Raw genomic sequence first — 20,151 nt, forward strand, 5'->3', positions numbered from 1 at the left:
GCTTATTTATCTTTTTGAAGAGCACTTAATCCATCTACTTTAGTCAATCCAGCCTAGTCAGTTCATTCTAATCAATTTTCTCGGCAACCCGTTCCACCCTCACAGAGCAGACCTTATATTCTGGGATAAAGGCCACAGGGTCGAGCGCATTAATGGTGAGTTTATTCGCAGCAGCCTCAACAAAATGGAAGGGCAGGAATAGCACGCCAGCTTGGGCTCTTTTCGTCACAAAGGCGTCGATTTCAATTTCGCCACGACGGGTCGTGAGTTTGATTTTATCGCCATTGCCTATGCCGAGTTGCTCAGCGTCATAGACTGAAATCATTACTTTAGGCGAGCCGAGTAAGTCTAAGCCGGCCGTTTTACGGGTTAAGGTGCCTGTGTGGAACTGTTCCAGTAAACGTCCGGTTGAGAGGGTGAGCGGGTACTCACTGCAGGGTATTTCTGCGGGTAAGCGATAACTCACTGGCGTGAACTTGCCTAAGCCGCGGGTGAATTGATTTTGGTGCATGATGGGCGTTCCCGGATGGGTTGCATCTGGGCAAGGCCATTGAATACCTTGGGGAATTTTATCGTCATCTCCAGTGTTTAATCGCTGCCAAGTAATGCCGCGGTATTGTGGTGTTAGCTCATTGATTTCCTGCCAAATCGCTTCTTCATTGGGGTAATTCCAAGCGGCGCCCATTGCATTGGCAATGGCTTGAACAATTTGCCAATCGGGCAGGGCTTCGCCTGGCGGTAACAGGGCTCGTTCGAGTCGCTGTACTCGCCGTTCTGTATTGGTGAAATGACCGCGTTTTTCGACAAACGCGGCGGCGGGCAGAACCACATCGGCAAGCTCAGCGGTTTCGGTGAGGAAGATGTCCTGCACCACTAAAAAGTCGATAGCGTTAAGGGCCCTAAGCACATGGGCTTGGTCAGGATCGCTCAATACAGGGTTTTCGCCCATCACATACAAAGCTTTGATTTTCCCTTTGGAAATATCATGCATCATGTGGGTTGCGGTTACGCCAATCTCCCCCGATAACGGCGTTTGCCAGTGTGCCTCGAAACGCATTCTGGTATGAATGTCGGTGACTTTTTGGTAGCCACTGAAGAAGTTAGGCAGTGCGCCCATGTCGCAGGCACCTTGCACATTACTTTGCCCCCGCAGTGGATTAATCCCCGCTCCTTCAACTCCAATATTGCCGCACAGAAGTTGTAGATTAGATATGGCGGTGACATTGTCGTGTCCCGTCGTGTGCTGGGTAATGCCCATAGCATAGTAGATTGCGGTTTTTTCGGCCGTGCCTATGGTGCGGGCGATACAGGCGATATCTTCGGCTTTAACGCCGGTTATCAAGGCCGCGTTTTCTAGGCTGTAATCTGCTTTTGCGAGTTCAGCGTAGAGGGCATTCACGCATTCGGTGCGTGCGGCAATGTAGCTTTTATCCTGCCAGTTGTTGCGGATGATTTCCGCCATAATGGCATTGAGTAACATGACGTCAGTGCTGGGTCTGTGGGCGACATAAAGCTGTGCACTGTCGGCAATGGCGACACGTTTAGGGTCGGCCACCATTAGTCTCGCGCCATGCAAAGCCACGGCTTGCTTAATTTTCGAGGCGATGATCGGGTGAGCACTGCTGGTGTCTGAGCCTATGATAAAAATCACATCCGATGCTTGAATGCTCGGAATGTCATTGGTCATAGCGCCACTACCAATACTTTGCTGCAGGCCTGTTACCGTAGATGAATGACACAGACGGGCGCAGTGGTCGATGTTGTTAGTGCCGAGTATGCTTCTGACAAATTTTTGCAGCAGGAAGTTTTCTTCATTGGTGGCTTTTGCCGAGGCCAAACTTGCCAGTGCATTACTGCCATATTGCTGTTTTATTTGCTGTAAATGTTCGGCCACATAGGCGATGGCTTCAGGCCAAGTACTTGGCGTGAGCTGGCCATTTTTACGAATGAGTGGCGTTGTGAGGCGTTTTTCACTGTGAATAAAATCGAAGCCAAATCGCCCTTTGACGCAGAGCATGCCTTGGTTAACCACAGACTCTTTGTTGCCTTCGATATGACGGATTTGATTAGTGCTGGCATCAATTTTAAGGTCGAGCCGACAGCCTACGCCGCAATAGGTACAAATCGTTGAGGCGGTTTTGAGTGGCGTTTCATCGCCTTGGCGTTTATCCCGCGCATCGACGAGCGCGCCCGTTGGGCAAACTTGCACACAGTTACCGCATTGCACACATTTGCTATCGGCCATGCTGGCGCTAAAGCCGACTCTCGGTGCGCGGCGTTCGATGGTTTCGCTTAGGTCTTGCGGCAGTGCTTGATAGGAATCATGGGCAAATTGAATCGCACAATGGCCACTCTGCAACTGGCACACATCAACGCACTTACCGCAGCTAATACAGCGATTCGCATCAAATTGAATGAATGGACTCGATTTATCGACCGAAAACTTACGCGCGCTTTGAATGTTGAGTGACTTAGGTTCGACATGGTAGTCGGTCGCATAGTCCCTTAATTTACAATCCGTATTAGCTTGGCAGGCGCATTCAAGGCAGCGCGCGGCTTCTTGCATGGCGGCATCGGGAGCAAAGCCTAGCTCGACTTCGCCGTAATTGAGTAAACGCTGCACCGCACTCAGCTCGGGCATGGTTAAACGGGCTTTACGCGGTACGGCGGGATAAAGATCGGTTGCGGGCAAGTCTTGTGTTACCGCTTTGCTGATGGCTTTAGCGGAATTAAATGCATTGGCATGCAGCTCGCAACTTAGGCCTTGTTTGAGTAATTTATCTATGGCGATGGCGGCTTTATGGCCATCACCTATGGCGGCAACTGCGGTGGCAGGACCGCGGCGCGCATCACCCACCACAAAGAGTTTTTCAACCCCGGATGACATAGTGTGCTCGCAGCCAATGAAGGTATTCCAGCGGCTGAGAGCGAGTGTACCTTGGCTTAAAGGACTGGCGGGATCGTGCATAAAACTCATGTCGGGAGTTTGCGATACTGCGGCTATCACAGTATCAAAATCTTGGGTAAAGGTTTCACCGGTATCAACGGGAGCGTGTCTGCCAGAGGCATCGGCTTCGCCGAGTGTCATCTTAGCGAAGGTGACTGAATGGACTCTGCCTTGCGCATCGCTATGGTTTTCAAGCGGATTGGTTAAGAAATGAAATTTCACCCCTTCGACTTCGGCCTCGTGTACTTCGTAAGCTTCGGCGGGCATTTCTGCGCGGGTGCGGCGGTAAATTAAGGTGACATCGCAGCCTTCACGCACCGCAGTGCGGGCGCAATCGATAGCGGTATTGCCGCCACCAATGACGGCGACTTTTTTGCCCAGTACAAGTGTCTGGTCGAGGCAATGATCTTTTAAGTAATCGACACCTAAGTAGCAACCTTTGAGCGTGCTGCCTGGGTAATCCATAGGCACGGCTTTTTGGGCGCCAATGGCGAGACAAACTGCATCGAAATCTTCAACTAATTGATTTAAATGCACCTCATGGCCGAGGCGCGTTTCTGTGTGTATGGTTAAGCCGTTATGGCACAAGAGTTCGATTTCTTTATCGAGTATCGCCTTAGGTAAACGATACTCAGGAATTCCATAGCGCAGCCAGCCACCTGCCTGTGGCATAGCTTCGAATATCTCAACGCTATGGCCTTGGTTTGATAAGTAATATCCTGCACTTAATCCTGCTGGGCCCGCCCCAATAATCGCGACTTTTTTGCCCGTGTCGGCTTGGCGTGGCGGCACATAACTCGTGCCGCCTTTTTCGCCATCGGCGAGATCGAGATCGGCTGCGTGGCGTTTGAGTTGACGAATGGCGATGGGCTCATCGACCAGTCCGCGGCGACATTGTGCCTCACAAAAAGCAGGGCAAACTCGGCCAATAGATAGCGGCAGTGGCAAGGTTTGTTTAATGACTTTAACGGCTTCGGTATGGTTGCCTTGGGCGATGTGATACAGGTAACTCTGCACATCGACGCCCGCAGGGCATGCCTGTTGGCACGGGGCTTCACAATCGGCGAAGTGATCGCTCAAGATCGCTGTCAGTGCTTGTTTGCGCTGTTGACTTAACCATTCGGACTGAGTTATCACCCGCATGCCCGCTGCGACCAGCGTTTCGCAGGCGCGTACGCAGCGCAAACTGGCATCGGCATTTTCAATTTGGACGACACACAAATTGCAGGCTTGCTTGTCTGCTTGTGCGTGAGTGTGTGCATGAGTGCCTAATTGCTGCGAGGCCGCGCTGGGATCACATAAGCTGGGTATGGCTATGCCCGCGGCATGTGCCACTTGCAGTAGGTTATCGGTCGGGTTAACCGACAACACTTGGTCATCAATTCGAAGTTCTATCATCCCATGGCCTTTTTTATATGTAGGGTGCTTAGCTGCTATAGCGCGGGGCTGCAGGCTTAGGTTGCTTCGAGTATACCTAGACAGCTTTAGAAGACGCTTATGAGCGAGGGAAGTTTGCAGCAGAATTGCAGCTTGAATCACAAACCTTGTGCAGACTGTGCGCTGATGAATGTTTGTTCGAATTGAGCTGTGATTAGGTTGGTGGTATTTGGGCTTTTTAGTGGTAATTTCATTGATATTACGAATGTTTTCTTGGCAGGTCAGTCATACTTTGGGTCGCGTTTGGCCTACTGAATCACTTAGCTTGGCTAAATTTAAGTAAGATCACAGTCTTAAGTCAGCGCTTTTTGTTAGTCTCGGCTGTGGTAATGTGGTCTTTTAGGCCGGAAAATAATCCTCGTTATCCCATTTAATGAACAGTGCCCCCCTAGGTTTACCAGTCTGGTTAGGTTAAAATGCGCGGTTGCAAATACTGTTAATCACTGCCTCTTTTAGTGGAAGATCAATTAAAGCGGCCAAATAAAGAAAGTTGAAAATTCATGTTTGAAGTTAATCCAGTAAAATTCAAAATTAAGGAGCTTGCCGAGCGCACGCAGCTTCTTAGGGGGTATCTTTGACTACGATGCCAAAAATGAGCGTCTAGAAGAAGTTACCCGTGAGCTTGAAAGTTCAGAAGTGTGGAACGACCCAGAGCGTGCCCAAGCCTTAGGCAAAGAGCGCGCCAGCCTAGAAGCTGTGGTCAAAACCATAGACGATATGGACTCAGGTCTTGAAGATGTTGAAGGCTTACTCGAGCTGGCTATTGAAGAGGAAGACGAAGACACGTTCAACGAAACCAGTAAAGAGCTGGATTATCTCGAAAGCCGCCTTGCCGATCTCGAATTCCGCCGTATGTTCTCCGGCCCGCAAGATGCGTCAAACTGTTATTTAGACATTCAGTCTGGCAGTGGTGGTACCGAAGCCCAAGATTGGGCCAACATGGTGCTGCGTATGTACCTGCGTTGGGGCGAAGCCCATGGTTTTAGCCCAGAGTTGATGGAAGTGACCGATGGTGATGTGGCCGGTATTAAAGGCGCGACCATTAAGTTCACTGGCGAATATGCGTTCGGTTGGTTACGTACCGAAACGGGCGTGCATCGCTTAGTGCGTAAGTCGCCATTCGACTCATCGGGTCGTCGTCATACGTCATTCTGCTCTGTGTTCGTTTATCCAGAAATCGACGACGATATCACTATCGATATCAACCCATCGGATCTGCGTATCGACACTTACCGCGCATCGGGCGCGGGTGGTCAGCACGTTAACAAAACAGAATCGGCGATTCGTATTACCCACTTACCGACTAACACAGTCGTGCAGTGTCAGAACGACCGTTCACAGCACAAGAACAAAGACGCTGCGATGAAGCAGCTGAAAGCAAAACTGTTTGAGTTAGAAATGCTCAAGCAAAATGCCGACAAACAGGCCGCAGAAGACGCTAAGTCTGATATCGGCTGGGGCAGTCAAATTCGCTCTTATGTATTAGACGATGCCCGCATTAAAGACTTACGCACAGGCGTTGAAAACCGTAGCACTCAAGCGGTACTCGATGGCGATCTGGATAAGTTTATCGAAGCCAGTTTGAAATCTGGGCTGTAATTAATTCAAGGTATAGACGAGAAATAAGATGACTGAACAAGTAATTGATGAGAACAAACTGATCGCCGAGCGCCGTGCCAAGCTAGAAAGCATCCGCCCAAACTGTAGTGCTAATGCGCATCCAAATACCTTCCGTCGCACCCATAAAGCGGCTGAACTGCAAGCACAGTATGGTCAAAACACTAAAGAAGAACTCGAAGCCTTAGGTTTTAAGACCAGCATCGCTGGCCGCATCATGGCAAAACGTGGTCCTTTCTTAGTGATCCAAGACGTGTCTGGCCGTATTCAAGCCTATGCTGAAAAAAGCGTACAAGCTGATTTGAAAGAGCGTTTTCAAGGTCTGGATATCGGTGACATTATCGGTGTAACCGGTCAGCTGCATTTGTCTGGCAAAGGCGACTTATACGTCAACATGGAACAGTACGAGCTACTGACCAAGGCGCTGCGTCCATTGCCTGCGGACTATTATGGTCTTGCCGATCAAGAAATGCGTTACCGTCAACGTTACGTGGATCTGATCGTTAATGAAGATTCGCGCAATGCCTTTATCATGCGCTCTAAAGTGGTTTCTGCAATCCGTAACTTCATGATCAAAAAAGAGTTCATGGAAGTTGAAACCCCTATGATGCACGTGATCCCAGGTGGTGCTTCGGCCCGTCCTTTCATCACTCATCACAACGCCTTAGACATGCCAATGTACCTGCGTATCGCGCCAGAATTATATCTGAAGCGTTTAGTGGTAGGTGGTTTTGAGCGTGTGTTCGAAATCAACCGTAACTTCCGTAACGAAGGTCTGTCGCCACGTCATAACCCAGAATTCACTATGATGGAATTCTATATGGCTTATGCAGACTACAAAGATCTGATGGACTTAACCGAAGAAATGCTCAGCTCGATTGCTATCGAACTGCTCGGTAGTGCGCAAATGCCCTACGGCGAGCACACTGTTGATTTCGGTGGCCCATACGCACGTTTAAGCATGTTAGAAGCGATTCAGAAGTACAATCCTGAAAACGCGACTATCCAAGCTATGACCTATGAGCAAGTGAAAGATGTTGAATTCATGCGTGATTTAGCGAAAAGCTTAGGCATGAAGATTGAGAAGTTCTGGACTTGTGGTCAGCTGCTTGAAGAAATCTTCGGTGAAACCGCTGAATGGCAATTGATGCAACCGACCTTCATCACTGGCTACCCTGCGGATATTTCACCACTGGCACGTCGTAACGATGACAACCATTTCATCACTGACCGTTTCGAATTCTTCATCGGTGGCCGCGAAGTGGCTAACGGCTTTAGCGAGCTGAACGATGCTGAGGATCAAGACAACCGCTTTAAAGCGCAGGTTGACGCGAAAGATGCTGGCGACGATGAAGCTATGTTCTACGATGCAGACTATATCACTGCACTGGAACACGGTTTACCACCAACGGCAGGTCAAGGTATTGGTATCGACCGATTAGTGATGTTGTTCACTAACACTCATACTATCCGTGACGTGATCCTGTTCCCAGCGATGCGCCCACAGGCGTAATGCAGTCGAACAAGGCATTTCGTCGTTGTACATTTTGTTGCATTAGCTCTTAGCCACGCGACTTTTAGTAAGTCGTAACAGGTTAAGTTTGCAGTGATTGATTTAGGTATAACTAAACCATCACAGTGATGAATGCCCCCTAAAAGAACCAGCCATTTGGCTGGTTTTTTGTTTTCTAAAATAGCTAAAAATGATGCGTGCTAGAGTCGAGCTATTAGTGACCTAAAAATAGGTTAGATGAACATCATCAAGTGGCATGTGAGTTTCAGGTTGTGGCTATCGATAGTAGTGTAGATTGCGGGTTTAGTTTGTGAGTGTCAATTGTGGCTTTAACTTGGGGTTTCATATTGGGATGTCAGGAAAAACTCGCCACGCTGCAGGCATCCAGTCGCCAGTTACACACGATATTGGCTGTGTTCATTTCATTATTGGTAGAGAAGATTTACGGGAAGACCTAGGGTGAAGGGGTTAAGACGCGGCAATCAGTGAATGCCAAAATAGCAGGCTACATCACTGACGTTATAAACAGTACGATGAACTATTTTCAAACGCATTTATTCAGCTATACCCACTCCTGTGGCTGTTTCAGATAATCAACCCGACATTAGTCTAATAGTGTGTTGCTTGACCTCAGTAGCTAACTCAATGAAACTCTCCATTAAATCACCTCCTACTAAAGTATGGATAATTAAATAATGTTAATTTTCTTTATTTGTATCGCACTCTTAGTGCTTGCGTACAAGTTCTATAGTCCCTTTGTGGAACGTCAAGCGGGTATAGATCCTAAAGCCAAGACGCCACAGGCGAGATTCGAAGATGGCGTCGATTATGTTCCGGTTCATCCGGCTAAAGCGTTTCTGATCCAATTCCTCAATGTCGCAGGTGTGGGACCGATATTTGGCCCGATCCTCGGTGCCTTGTACGGTCCCATTGCTTTAGTGTGGATTGTGTTGGGGAACATTATTGGCGGCGCGGTGCACGATTATTTTTCTGGCGTGCTCAGCATTAAAGAAGACGGTAAGAGTTTGCCTGAGATCGCTGGCCACTACTTTAATATCTACTTTAAAGGCGTGATGTTGCTGTTTACCGCCATGCTACTGTTTTTTGTGGGCGTGGTCTTTATCATGAGCCCAGCAGGTTTGCTGAGTAATCTCGATTATTTCAAAGACACCATCTTTGGCAATAACACCTTCTGGGTGTTAGTGATTTTAGCCTATTACTTTTTGGCGACTATGCTGCCGATTGATAAAATCATCACTAAACTGTATCCCGCATTTGGTTTGTTGATGATAGTGATGACGGTTTCTATCGCAGTTGCCCTGATGCTCAATGCGCCGCAGTTACCTGAAATGGGTGATGTGTTTGCTTATTTTGATCACAGCCACTACAACAACGAGTTACTTGAGCCAAATCCAGACGGCTTACCAGTATGGCCACTGTTGTTTGTGACGATTACCTGTGGTGCGATCAGTGGTTTCCATTCGACTCAAGCGCCTATCATGGCCCGTTGTTTGACCAACGAGAAGTATGTGCGTCCCGTGTACTATGGCGCTATGGTTGCTGAAGGTATTGTTGCTTGTGTATGGGCAACGGCCGGTATTGCGGCTTTCCCTGGTGGTTATGTTGAGCTTAAGAGTCTGCTCGACCAAGGTGGCCCAGGTTTAGTGGTTAACCAAGTGGCGACGACTTATCTCGGTGTGGTGGGCGGCATTATGGCGATTGTGGCTGTGGCTATCTTCCCGATCACCTCTGGTGATACCGCGTTCCGTTCGTTGCGACTGACGATTATCGACGCATTCCATATTCCGCAAAGCATGCGTAATCGTTTACTTGTCGCGGTACCTATTCTCACGATTGCGTACTTTATGACGAAGATCGATTTCTCCTTGATTTGGCGCTACTTTGCCTTCTCAAATATGCTGCTATCAACCAGTGTATTGTGGTTAGCGACTAAGTATTTGTTCGATCGCGGGACCTTCCATTGGATTGTCAGCCTGCCAGCCATTGGTGGCACCAGCGTCACGGTTTCTTACATTATGACTGCGGGTATTGGTCTGGGTTTACCACAACCTTTGAGCCAGCCTGTGGGTATCGCAGTCGGGGTTATCTGTTTAGTTGCGCTGATTATTGCGCACAACCGACGCAAACCTGTGGCAGACGTCAACTAGTCCGTTACACCAAGTTTGACCATTTAGACACAAGGGCTGCATTTTGCAGCCCTTGTTTTTTATGATTGTCGGCGAAGAAGTACCAAGCTACGCCATTAAGCTGTAATGAGCATCACCCAGTGTTGATATAAAGGTAAGCCAATTAACACATTAACCGGAAACGTAATGCCGAGTGAGGCCAGCATAGCCAGTCCGATATTGGCTTCGGGTATTGCGGCTCGAATGGCCGCAGGCGCTGCGATATAAGATGCACTGGCACTTAATGCCGCTAGCACTAAAATGCTGCCAGAAGGTAAGTCGAGCCATAATCCTACGGCAATACCGCACCAAGCCAATACAAAGGGCGTTACGGCGGCGAACACCAATAAGCGCCATTGTTTTAGTGGTAGCGGCAAACACACTTTGGCCGTCACTAAGCCCATTTCCAGTAAAAATAATGCCAGTAAAGTTTTGAATCCGCCTAGTAGCACAGGTGTGAGCGGCGCAAGCCCCGTTGGGCCGTAAAGCCAACCAATCACTACGCCGCCAACGAGTAAGACAACGCCGCGGCTGGTTAACGCTTCGTGCAATACGCTCGATTGAGTTTCATTCTTGGGTGATGTTTCAATTGCTTTTTTGGCGCTTAAGTATCTATGTAGCCAGAGCATCACTACGATCGCCGGCAGTTCTAGCAGCACGAGATACAGGGTGGTTTCGGGTCTTAAGATCAACCCTGATTTTTCCACCATAGCCATCACCACCGCAAAGGTTCCCGCGCTGACTGAGCCGTAATGGGCGGCAATGCTAATGGCATCTGTGTGACCAATGCGAACCAGCCGAGTTAACACTGGGTATAAGGCTAAGGGGATAATAAAGCCTAAAGCAACAACCGCTAACAGCTCAGAGATCACTAAGTTTTGGGTGTGACCGTGGAGCGCCATTCCGCCCTTTAGGCCCAAAGTGAGCATTAACAGTATGGATAGGGTTTCGTAGATAGCAGGAGGAACTTTAAGATCTGACTTCACTAGGCCGGCTAACAAGCCTAAGGCGAAAAAGGCAATGACAATATCGGGCATAAGTATCTCATTAAGTTTGATTTTTAAGCTATGCAGAGCAGGCTTAAATGTCGGGTGATCCTGATGGCTGGTGATTTTGGACCTAATTGGTTATATTGAAAAATAAATTGTTTAACACTTAGGTATAGATAATTGTCTATGGATAAGCGTACGTCATCGACTCAACTTAAATTGCGGCACTTGAGTTTTCGGTTACTGCAGGTGTATGTACAAGTGGTGCGGTTAGGCAATATTTCCGCAGCGGCGAGGGCCTTGCATTTAACCCAACCCACAGTGTCATTACAGCTTAAAAAGCTGGCTGATGTGTTGGGTGAGCCGTTACTCGAGAGTCGTGATGGCCGTATGTTACCGACCTTGATTGGCAATGAACTCTACCGCGCCGCCTGCGATACCTTGAGTCGTTTTGAGGATTTCGATGTCTTTATGCAGCAGGCCAAAGGTGGCAGCGTTGGGCATATTAATATCGGTATCGTCACTACCGCTAAGTACGTACTCCCACGGATTTTAGGGGCCTTTTATCGGCAGTTTCCGCAGGTTAAAGTGACCTTAAATATAGGTAACCGTGCCCATGTGTTAGGTCGATTTGAGCGCCAAGAAGATGATTTATATCTGTTTAGTCATCCACCTAGTGGCGATAATGTGCTATCTGCGCGGATCATTAAAAACCCGTTGCAGTTGATTGCGCCAAAGGATCATTGGGCGGTGGGCCGTGAACAAGTAAGTTTTAACGATCTCAAAAATGAGCGTTTTATCGTGCGCGAGCCGGGTTCTGCCACCCGCTTGATGTTCGAGTCTTGGTGCAGCGGTCAAGGCATCACGCTCGGTGACACTATGCAAATCGAGAGCAATGAGGCGATACGCCTAAGCGTCGCGTCTGGCTTAGGCTTGTCGGTGATTTCGGCGCATACGCTGCAAGAGGGCCGTGAAAAACCGGCTACTTTGCCGGTAACGGGTTTTCCGCTCGAAAGTAACTGGTATCTGGTGGGCCGCAAAGATCGCCGCTTGCCCTATGCTGCCATGCAGCTGGTGGACTTTATGGCGGCGCATTTGGCCGAGTGTATCGAGCCAGAATGGGTTGCTGCCGATATCAGTGAACTGGCTATGCACTTTAATCAGGCGCCGCAAACTCGGTCTTAACTGAGTGCATGTTTTTAATTCTGAATAATTTTATTAAGTTAGAGATGTGGTCATAGATTCTGGGTAACTGCACACCTTGTGCAGTTACCCTCTGGTTCCCTTGTAAAACGAGATTTGACCTCAAATCGAAAAGCGAGGCTTTTGGCCTTAAATCGCGACGACTTTACCTGGTGACTTTATACCTTAAAGCGCTTCAGCAAGTTGTTCAGTTCAACCGCTAACCTTGATAGTTCATGCGCCGATGCACTGGTTTGCTGGGCTCCCGCGGCGCTTTGGCTGGCGAGATCGCTAATGTTCACAATGTTTTTATCGACCTCACGGGCGACTTTCGCCTGTTCTTCTGCGGCGCTTGCGATGACCATATTGCTGTTATTCATCGTACTGATTTGAGTGTTAATCGTGTTTAATGCATCCCCTGCGAGCCTGGCGACAGCGAGTGCTTGCTCCGCTTTTTGACCACTGTGCTGCATCGATAGTACAGCGGTTTCGGTGCCGTGCTGGATCTTGTTGATCATGTCTTCAATCTCGCGGGTCGACGACTGAGTGCGGTGGGCTAGTGCACGCACTTCATCGGCAACGACCGCAAAACCACGGCCAGTATCGCCCGCTCGTGCCGCTTCAATGGCTGCGTTGAGGGCCAGTAAATTCGTTTGTTCTGCAATCGCGCGGATCACATCTAAAACTTTGCCAATATCGACAGCTTGCATGGCTAAGGTTTGGACAATTTGCGAACTTTGCGTCACATCCTGATTCATGTCGATAATGGCGGCGACGGTTTGATCTACTTGTTTTTTACCTAATTCAGTATTGCGGGCGGTTTCTTCTGAGGCTTCTGAAGCGAGGATTGCGGTATTGGCGACTTCATCCACCGCCGAACTCATCTCGGTAATTGCGGTTGCAGCCTGTTGTATTTCATCATTTTGTTGTTGTATACCGCGGGATGCATCTTCAGTCACAGAATTGAGTTCCTCGGCGGCGGAGGCGAGCTGGTTAGAGGAGTTTGCGATGTGGGATAAGGTATCGCGCAGGTTCTGCTGCATTTTTGCTAGTGCTTGCATCAGTTGACTAGTTTCATCTTCGCCATCGGCACTAATTTTCTGTGTTAAATCACCGCTTGCGACTGTCACTGAAATGTCTACCGCTTCTTTCATTGGCTGCACAATGCTACGGGTTAATAATGTGGCCACGATAAATGCGGCAATCAAGGAGGCTATTATCACTACGCTGTTGAGTAGCTTACTTTCTTCGTAGGCTTGTGCGGTGAGTTCGCCTTGTTTGCCTGCATATTCGGTATTTAAGTCGCCAATGCTGATAAGCGTTTTAGTTATTTTATCAGCTTGTAACGTCATCACTTCATCCATGATCCGTTTAGCTTCAGTCGTGTCATTGGCCTGCAGCTTACTGATCATTTGATCTTGATTCTGTAAATACAGCTCTAAATTATGACTAAAATCCTGATAGAGGGCTTGCTCACCAGGCAAACTAATTAAAGGCTCGTAGGCCTTTTGATCCGTTTCAATGTTCTCGCGAATTTGCCTTAAGGTTTCGAGCCCTTTGTCACGCTCAGCAGCTGAATCGGCGAGTAACAGACGAAATGTAAATACCCTAGCGCGCATCACGTTAAGATTGATGCTAGAAAGGGTGACGAGTGTCGGTAGGGTATTTTTTTCAATTTCTTCAGAGGAGGCGCGCATAGATGACATAGTTTGCAGCGACATGAGCCCCTGAAGTAACAAGACTAGGCCGAGTAAGCCAAAGGCAGTAATGAGTCGTGAGCCAATCTTAATTTGTCGTAACCACATAAGCGAGTCGTCCCTGTATTTAAATGAGTTCCGTCTAAGGTCGTTCTTACTGCTTTTGAGCTAATACTTTTTAATCACTGCTGTCGAGCCATGAAGCTTGAGCCAAAAGGCTGAACTCATGCTTGCTAACGTTAAACTAACTGTTATCGCGCCGAGTCGGAACTGTGAGTTTTTGGTTTAATACACTATAGATTATATTCTCTAACTTTTTCGTTTTGGATTGTAAATTTAGCCGATTAAAAGCGACTGGCCGTAAATTAGTAAAACTTAAACTAAGTTATACCGTACCTTAAATATTGGCGTTAGCAAACTGTATTGCCCAATTGAGTGTGATGATGTCTGTGGTTTTATTTCGACTATCGATTAGAGTCAGGTCAGTTTGAATAAAGGTATGAACGTGATTACAATTTTAATTTTAGATAGTTAAAGTGAATTTTTTGCTGGTTTAATCAGGCTCTAATAAAGCAATTTAGGTCGTTAGCTTTATGTTTAATATCAGCATTTAAAGAGAGTATTCAAACCGTTAGTATTCTTTTTGTATAAAACCTTTGTAATCGACTGTTCCTTTAAGCGTTTTTATTTCTTGTGATCAGAATTGTTCGATAATAAATGGATAAATGAGACGTAAACGATTGGTGCTTATTTCTTGTCTCTTTTCTTATCTCTTTTCTTATTTATGCGAAGCGATAAATAATCAATTGTTTTGCGGTAATTCATGCCGGCTCATTTCTATTAATCGGCTGTAGGTGCGGCGGAATTCAAAACTGAGTGCACCACCTTGGTAGAGTTCGCTCAGTGGCACGTCGCAGCTGAGATAGAGACTGACATTTTGATCGTACAACTCATCAATTAAGCTGATAAAACGTCGCGCTGGGTCATCGTTGGCGGCGTAGGAGAGTTTGCGCTCGCCCGTGGCTGCGGCTTGGTTTTCACCAGTGCCGTCCTCCGTGCCGCGGGCACGGATCCAGCCTTTCACTTCGCCGCCCAGTTTAGGAACACCGCTCACCATTAAGATCTTAAATCGACTGGCGATTTCGATGTAATCGAGTTGGGATCTCGGGCCATCACACAGGGCATAAAAGTCGAACCAAGCAACGGCGTTGTCTGTGGGCTCTAAAGCGGCGCGGATCACTGGGATTTCACGTTTGCAGATGGTGAGGCTAGCATTGCTGATTCTGCTATCACTAACGTTAGAATCGCAAATACCAGTATCACTAATGCTAATTGCGCTCATACTGGGGGCATTTGGCGTTAACTTATTCATTAGCTTGTTAAAAATCTGCTCAAAATCGAGTGTTCCGGTAATGCCGATATTGCGGGAAATCGAGGTACTCATTTCAGCGCTATCAATGCCAATCTGATTGTTTAATAAAGCATTGATGGCGTGCATCCTGTGGTCTTGGTTACCATTGAGATGCAACATTTGCGTGTGCGTTTGCAGCAATTGGATGCAAGGTAAAAATCTGTGTCTCGCTAAGCCGTTCTCATATAAGCGCTCAATAGGAATATTAGAGGTCGCGACCAGCACTACACCTTGTTCGAATAGGCACTCAAATAGCCCTGCGAGTATCATGGCATCGCCAATGTCTGAGACAAAAAACTCATCGAAACACAGCACCTTGCATTCTTTCGCGAGATTTTTAGCAATCAGAGTTAACGGGTCTCGTTTACCCGAATGCTCGCGTAATGCATTGTGTATCCGCGCCATAAAACGGTGGAAATGCAGTCTTAACTTGCTTTCACTTGGCAAGCAATCGAAAAACAAATCCATCAGAAAGGTTTTACCGCGACCGACATCGCCCCACAGATACAAGCCTTTGATGGATTGTGATTGGGACAGGCGTGCTGAATTGGCTTGTGGTATCAACTGCTTAAATAGCATATCGAGCGCTAACACCGCCTGTTGCTGCGCGGGATCATCAACTAGATTTTCACTCACTTTGGCGCGATACACTTCCAGTGGCGTCATCATTGGTGTTATCGATTGCGAGCTAGCGAAGTTTGAATGAGCCATGTCGGGGTCTCGTTGGCGGTTGTTTTAGGTGTTTGCTGCAGTCAGTGTGTGCTTTAGCGTTGATTTAGTAGGGTATCATCACTCACTTTGCGAGGCATCATGCTACTCATAACTCAGTGATCGGGAGCCATATGGCAAGATACTCAGGGTAACATAGTCGCTGGCGTGACTTAAATCCCGCTCTGAGGCTTAGGACAAATACTAAACGAAACCAGTGCTTTATTCTCGAGGACTTTTGCCTTAACATCTTTGTCACAAAAATAATGATATGGAATGAATCCTATGGCTAGCAAAGGCAATGGCATTACTTTTATCAGTGCGCAAACCTCGATTGAGGGTGACATCCAGTTAGAGAGCACGGCATTAATTGCAGGTAAATTGCAGGGCAATATTGGCTCAGCGGGACAAATTAAGATCGAACTTGGCGGCGAGATCTCCGGTGAAGTCAGCTGTGATGAGTTGCGGGTGTGTGGCGTATTTAGTGGTCGAGTCTGTTGTAATAAGTTGATTATTACCAGTTCTGGTGTGGTTGACGGTGAAGTTGCCAGCCATCAGATGGAGATTTACGAAGGCGGCCAGTTTATTGGTCAGCGCATTAAAGGTCCCGAGCTTGATGCCTTGCCTGACATGCTAAAAGCTATCGCGCCAGCAGCTCAACGCTCGGATGCGCACTTATATGCCAGTGAAAATGGCTCATTAAGAGGCGATAATCGGGCGATTCGCCCTTGGTTGTATGTTGCTGCGGCAACGGTCGTCATCGCCTTGGGCTTTAGTTTTGGACCCGAACAATTGCGTGACTGGTTACCTGTGAGTGATAGCCCGCTCAACACTGAGGTGTCTCCTGTGGCTCAAGGGCTAGATGCGGCAAAGGCTACTAATCCATTACTGACTGAACAAACGATTGCGCCAGATACCGCGAATGCCGACAATACGGCGGCGTTATCCGCAGAACCCGATCCGCTGGCTTTATCGCAGGATTCGGCGATGGAAGATTTACAGCAGATGGAACAAGGCCATGCACAGATGGCGCAGGGGGATAATGGCGCCACGCCCACCAGCGAGAATGCAGGTAATAAGCTCTGATTGCTAAGCGAAAGCTCGAATTTATTAGCTTGAATCAATTAGCTCGAATAAATTAGCTTGAATAAATTAGCTTGAATAAATTAGCTTGAATAAATTAGCTTGAATAAATAGGTACTCGCATCCTTGGCTCGAGCATTTAGTTTTTTGCTCGACCAGTGTTATCTGCATATAGTTGCTAATGCTTATCGCCCAATATCCTGCTCAATATCCCTTCAAGTATTGGTGCAAGTTCCCTCTGAGGCGCTTAACGGCGCTTTGCTTTCATGAGTGGCTTCTATGCTTGGTTTAACCTCTAAAGAGCAGATTCGTCCTATTTCTCTGTGATTTCACTCATCTGTTAACATTCAGTGTCCGCTAATATTCCTGTCATATTTTCATTGAGTTATCTCTCATTTTTACCTGTTTTGTGCCCTTCAAGCCGTTTCCCTTGAGTTAAGTTCATTTTGTTTATGAACTTTATGATTTTTAGTCACCTTAAGTCCCTTAATGAAGATTAAGTGCGTTAAATATCTTTAACGAAATGTTAACGATACATTTCATCCTCTGGGCGAGGAAGTAGTCCGTCACAGACCTGACACAATTCTAATAACACAGGCATTCCCACAGGGAATGGCAGACTGCAATACAGGAGGCATTGATGCCTAGATTGACCTTACTTGCCGCGGCAACCGCTGTGGCTTTTACTGGTTTTGCGCATGCGCAAGACTTAACGTCACAAGAGCTTCAAGCACAACTCACCCAATTGACTCAAGAAGTTAACCAGCTAAAACAACAGCAGGCAGCGAATGCCACTGCGACTCCATCTAAGCCTAGCGCGCCAGCTTTTGAGATAGGGGGGCGCATTCAACTCGATTACAACCTCTTCAATGGTGCCTATAACGCCGAACATAACGGCAGTAGCGCGCAGGATATTTTCCCTCGCCGAGTCCGTACCTTTGTTGAAGGCGAATTACAGGATTGGGATTACAAGCTGTTGCTTGAATTTGCTGAAAATACCGCTGAAATCGTCATGGCTCGGATGCGTTATTCGGGTTTTGAGAATGGCCCTAAACTGCAATTTGGTAAGTTGCGTGAGGATATCAGCCTCGATGCGCTCACCAGCAGTAATCACATTGCGCTGATTGAACGTTCTAGCCTTGCCGATACTATGTCGCCGTACTTCCGCTGGGGTGTTTCTGCCTATCAATATTTCCCCAGCACAGGTTTACGTTACGCCTTGGGTGTTTATAAAAACGATGCCTTTGGTAGTGATGGCAAAGATGAAACCGATGATTTGAACTATGCCCTGAGCTCGCGAGTGACTTGGTCACAGGCTAAAGAACCGGGCCAAGTGCTGCATGCGGGCTTGTGGTACTCGGCGCGCCAAATGGGCGGCGATGACTTGTCTGCCAGCTTTGCTCGCGGTGAACTGCGCGAGACGAATACTCGCCTGATTAACTATGTCGCTGGTGGTGAAACGGCGGCGATTGATCATCTAAACCAAGCGGGTTTAGAGCTGGCATTTCAACATAATGCCTTGTTGTTGCAGGGCGAATACGCCCAGCGCAGTTTAAACACCCAAGATCCTCAGTCAGTGCTCGATGGTGAGCGTTATCAGGCGTATTACCTGCAGGCGAGTTATTTCTTAACGGGCGAACAGCGCAGCTATTCCAAGGGCAGCGCGGTGTTTTCCCAGCCTAAGGGCGTAACCGATGCATGGGAATTGGCGGCACGTTTTTCTAGCGTGGATGCAAGCTCCGACTTCCAAGGCACTCAAGCTCAAGGCACTCGGGCTCAGACCTATACCTTAGGCGTGTCTTACTACTTTAATCCCAAAATCAAAGTGATGGCTAACTATATCCATTCTACCGTCGATGGCGCAGGCACGATTGCCTTAGTCGGCAATGAAGATGTGGGTGATGCCTTTGCTGCCCGTTTGCAATACGTGTTTTAGGAGTAATGAATCATGTTGAAAATGAAATCTTTAGTCATGAGTGCGCTGTTACTTGGTGCCTCTGGCATGGCGAGTGCTGATATCCACTTTATCATTCCTGGCGGTCCAGGCGGTGGTTGGGATACTACGGCGCGCGGCGTCGGTGAAGCCTTAGTGAAGTCGAAAATCGATGGTAATGCCTCTTTTGAGAACCTCTCGGGTGGCGGTGGCGGTCGTGCGATTGCTTCTATGATCAAATCGAAAAACAAACAGGGCGATATTTTACTGGTTAACTCGACTCCGATTGTGCTCCGTGCACTTTCAGGACAAATCCCGTTTAGTTATCGTGATTTAACGCCGGTTGCAGGCATAGTCGCCGATTACGGTGCCTTTGTGGTGCGTAACGATTCACCGTTGAAAACCTGGGACGACGTGTTGGCGGCCTTTAAGGCGGATCCACAAAAATTCAATATCGCTGGCGGCTCAGCGCGCGGCAGTATGGATCACTTAGTTGCGGCGCAAGCGATTGCTGCGGCGGGCTTAGATGGCGGGCGTTTACGTTATGTTCCCTACGATGCGGGCGGTCAAGCTAAGGCTGGCTTACTCTCGGGCGAAGTCGATTTATTGTCGACGGGATTCAGTGAAGCGTTAGAAATTGCAGGCAGTGGTCAAGGGCGGATCCTTGCGATGACAGCACCTGAAATCGTTGCCGAGCATCCAGAGGTTCCGACGATTAAATCACTCGGTTATGACATGACGTTTACTAACTGGCGCGGTTTTTTTGCGGCGCCTGATACGCCTAAAGCCAAAGTTGATGAGTATGTGGCCAAGTTTGCGGCGCTGATTAAGACGCCTGAATGGGAACAAGTGCGTGCCCGTAATGGTTGGATCAATCTGTTTGAACCCCAAGCCGAGTTCATTAAATCATTGGAAGCACAGGAGCAACAGCTTAAAGCCACTATGTTGCAACTGGGCTTTATTAAGTAAGGAGTGACAGATGTTGAATCGTGATCTGCTTGGTTCCCTGCTATTTGTCGCCGTGTTTACCGGATATGGCGTGCTGGCATGGCAAATTCCCTTATTGCCGTTTGAAGAATTTGAAGTCGTGACATCTTCCACTATGCCGAAGATTTATGCTGCCATGGGGCTGATGTTTAGTCTGTTTTCACTGGTTGCCGTCTTGCTGAAAGGAAACACGGTTCAACAGCGAGGGGCGCTGCTGACGAAAGCCGCCTTACAACAAACCGCGGCGCTGATTGTGCTGATGGTCTTGTATGCCGCCGGACTCGAACCGTTGGGGTTTGTTGTCGCTACTTTATTGTTTTTGGTCGCTGGATTTTGGTTGATGGGAGAGCGCCGCTTTAAGATTTTGCTGCTCGCCTCTGTGCCCGTGGTGTTGGTGTTCTGGGTGTTGATGACGCAAGTCTTAGGTATCTACTTGGCCTCAGGTTCTCTTTGGAGTTAAC

Annotated in this window: 12 protein-coding genes; 8 read left to right on the plus strand and 4 right to left on the minus strand. The window is 48.0% G+C overall.

Annotated features, from left to right (window positions below):
* Positions 1 to 67: 67 nt before the first annotated feature.
* Positions 68 to 4,345: a formate dehydrogenase subunit alpha gene (gene fdhF, locus NE536_RS05295; RefSeq protein WP_261272027.1), complete on the minus strand. Its 4,278-nt coding sequence runs from the start codon at positions 4,343 to 4,345 to the stop codon at positions 68 to 70.
* 539 nt (positions 4,346 to 4,884) lie between these two features.
* Here fdhF and prfB point away from each other — a divergent pair.
* The 3 genes from prfB (at position 4,885) to NE536_RS05310 (ending at position 9,682) form a co-directional block, all read left to right on the plus strand.
* A protein-coding gene (prfB, locus tag NE536_RS05300) for a peptide chain release factor 2 (protein ID WP_006080387.1) occupies positions 4,885 to 5,983 on the plus strand; the annotation gives its coding sequence in 2 pieces (ribosomal slippage) (positions 4,885 to 4,959 and positions 4,961 to 5,983; 1,098 coding nt in all).
* A 28-nt stretch (positions 5,984 to 6,011) separates the two neighbouring features.
* On the plus strand, positions 6,012 to 7,514 hold the full coding sequence (gene lysS, locus NE536_RS05305) for a lysine--tRNA ligase (RefSeq protein ID WP_259519919.1): 1,503 nt from the start codon (positions 6,012 to 6,014) through the stop codon (positions 7,512 to 7,514).
* Between the two features lie 695 nt (positions 7,515 to 8,209).
* The gene (locus tag NE536_RS05310) at positions 8,210 to 9,682 is read left to right on the plus strand and encodes a carbon starvation CstA family protein (RefSeq protein ID WP_261272028.1); all 1,473 of its coding nucleotides are present in this window, start codon (positions 8,210 to 8,212) and stop codon (positions 9,680 to 9,682) included.
* A gap of 95 nt (positions 9,683 to 9,777) precedes the next feature.
* Here the strand turns inward: NE536_RS05310 and NE536_RS05315 are convergent, their stop codons facing one another.
* The gene (locus tag NE536_RS05315; protein ID WP_261272029.1) at positions 9,778 to 10,737 is read right to left on the minus strand and encodes a sodium-dependent bicarbonate transport family permease; all 960 of its coding nucleotides are present in this window, start codon (positions 10,735 to 10,737) and stop codon (positions 9,778 to 9,780) included.
* A 138-nt stretch (positions 10,738 to 10,875) separates the two neighbouring features.
* On the opposite strand from NE536_RS05315, the gene NE536_RS05320 reads away from it, so the two are divergent.
* Positions 10,876 to 11,874: a LysR family transcriptional regulator gene (locus NE536_RS05320; RefSeq protein ID WP_261272030.1), complete on the plus strand. Its 999-nt coding sequence runs from the start codon at positions 10,876 to 10,878 to the stop codon at positions 11,872 to 11,874.
* A 176-nt stretch (positions 11,875 to 12,050) separates the two neighbouring features.
* Here NE536_RS05320 and NE536_RS05325 read toward each other — a convergent pair whose 3' ends face one another.
* The gene (locus NE536_RS05325) at positions 12,051 to 13,676 is read right to left on the minus strand and encodes a methyl-accepting chemotaxis protein (protein WP_261272031.1); all 1,626 of its coding nucleotides are present in this window, start codon (positions 13,674 to 13,676) and stop codon (positions 12,051 to 12,053) included.
* Between the two features lie 694 nt (positions 13,677 to 14,370).
* Entirely contained in the window at positions 14,371 to 15,690 is a 1,320-nt protein-coding gene (zapE, locus tag NE536_RS05330; RefSeq protein WP_261272032.1) for a cell division protein ZapE, read from the minus strand.
* 282 nt (positions 15,691 to 15,972) lie between these two features.
* On the opposite strand from zapE, the gene NE536_RS05335 reads away from it, so the two are divergent.
* The 4 genes from NE536_RS05335 (at position 15,973) to NE536_RS05350 (ending at position 20,150) form a co-directional block, all read left to right on the plus strand.
* Complete coding sequence (locus tag NE536_RS05335) at positions 15,973 to 16,773, plus strand: bactofilin family protein (RefSeq protein WP_261272033.1); 801 nt, start codon at positions 15,973 to 15,975, stop codon at positions 16,771 to 16,773.
* 637 nt (positions 16,774 to 17,410) lie between these two features.
* Positions 17,411 to 18,706: an OprO/OprP family phosphate-selective porin gene (locus NE536_RS05340; RefSeq protein ID WP_261272034.1), complete on the plus strand. Its 1,296-nt coding sequence runs from the start codon at positions 17,411 to 17,413 to the stop codon at positions 18,704 to 18,706.
* Positions 18,707 to 18,718: 12 nt separating this feature from the next.
* The gene (locus tag NE536_RS05345) at positions 18,719 to 19,672 is read left to right on the plus strand and encodes a tripartite tricarboxylate transporter substrate binding protein (protein WP_259566408.1); all 954 of its coding nucleotides are present in this window, start codon (positions 18,719 to 18,721) and stop codon (positions 19,670 to 19,672) included.
* A 10-nt stretch (positions 19,673 to 19,682) separates the two neighbouring features.
* Positions 19,683 to 20,150 (plus strand): tripartite tricarboxylate transporter TctB family protein, encoded by a 468-nt coding sequence (locus tag NE536_RS05350; protein ID WP_006085948.1) that lies wholly within the window; start codon positions 19,683 to 19,685, stop codon positions 20,148 to 20,150.
* Position 20,151 lies beyond the last annotated feature (1 nt).

This window comes from Shewanella septentrionalis (genome assembly GCF_025370265.1).
In the GTDB taxonomy this organism is placed as follows: Bacteria; Pseudomonadota; Gammaproteobacteria; order Enterobacterales; family Shewanellaceae; genus Shewanella; species Shewanella hafniensis.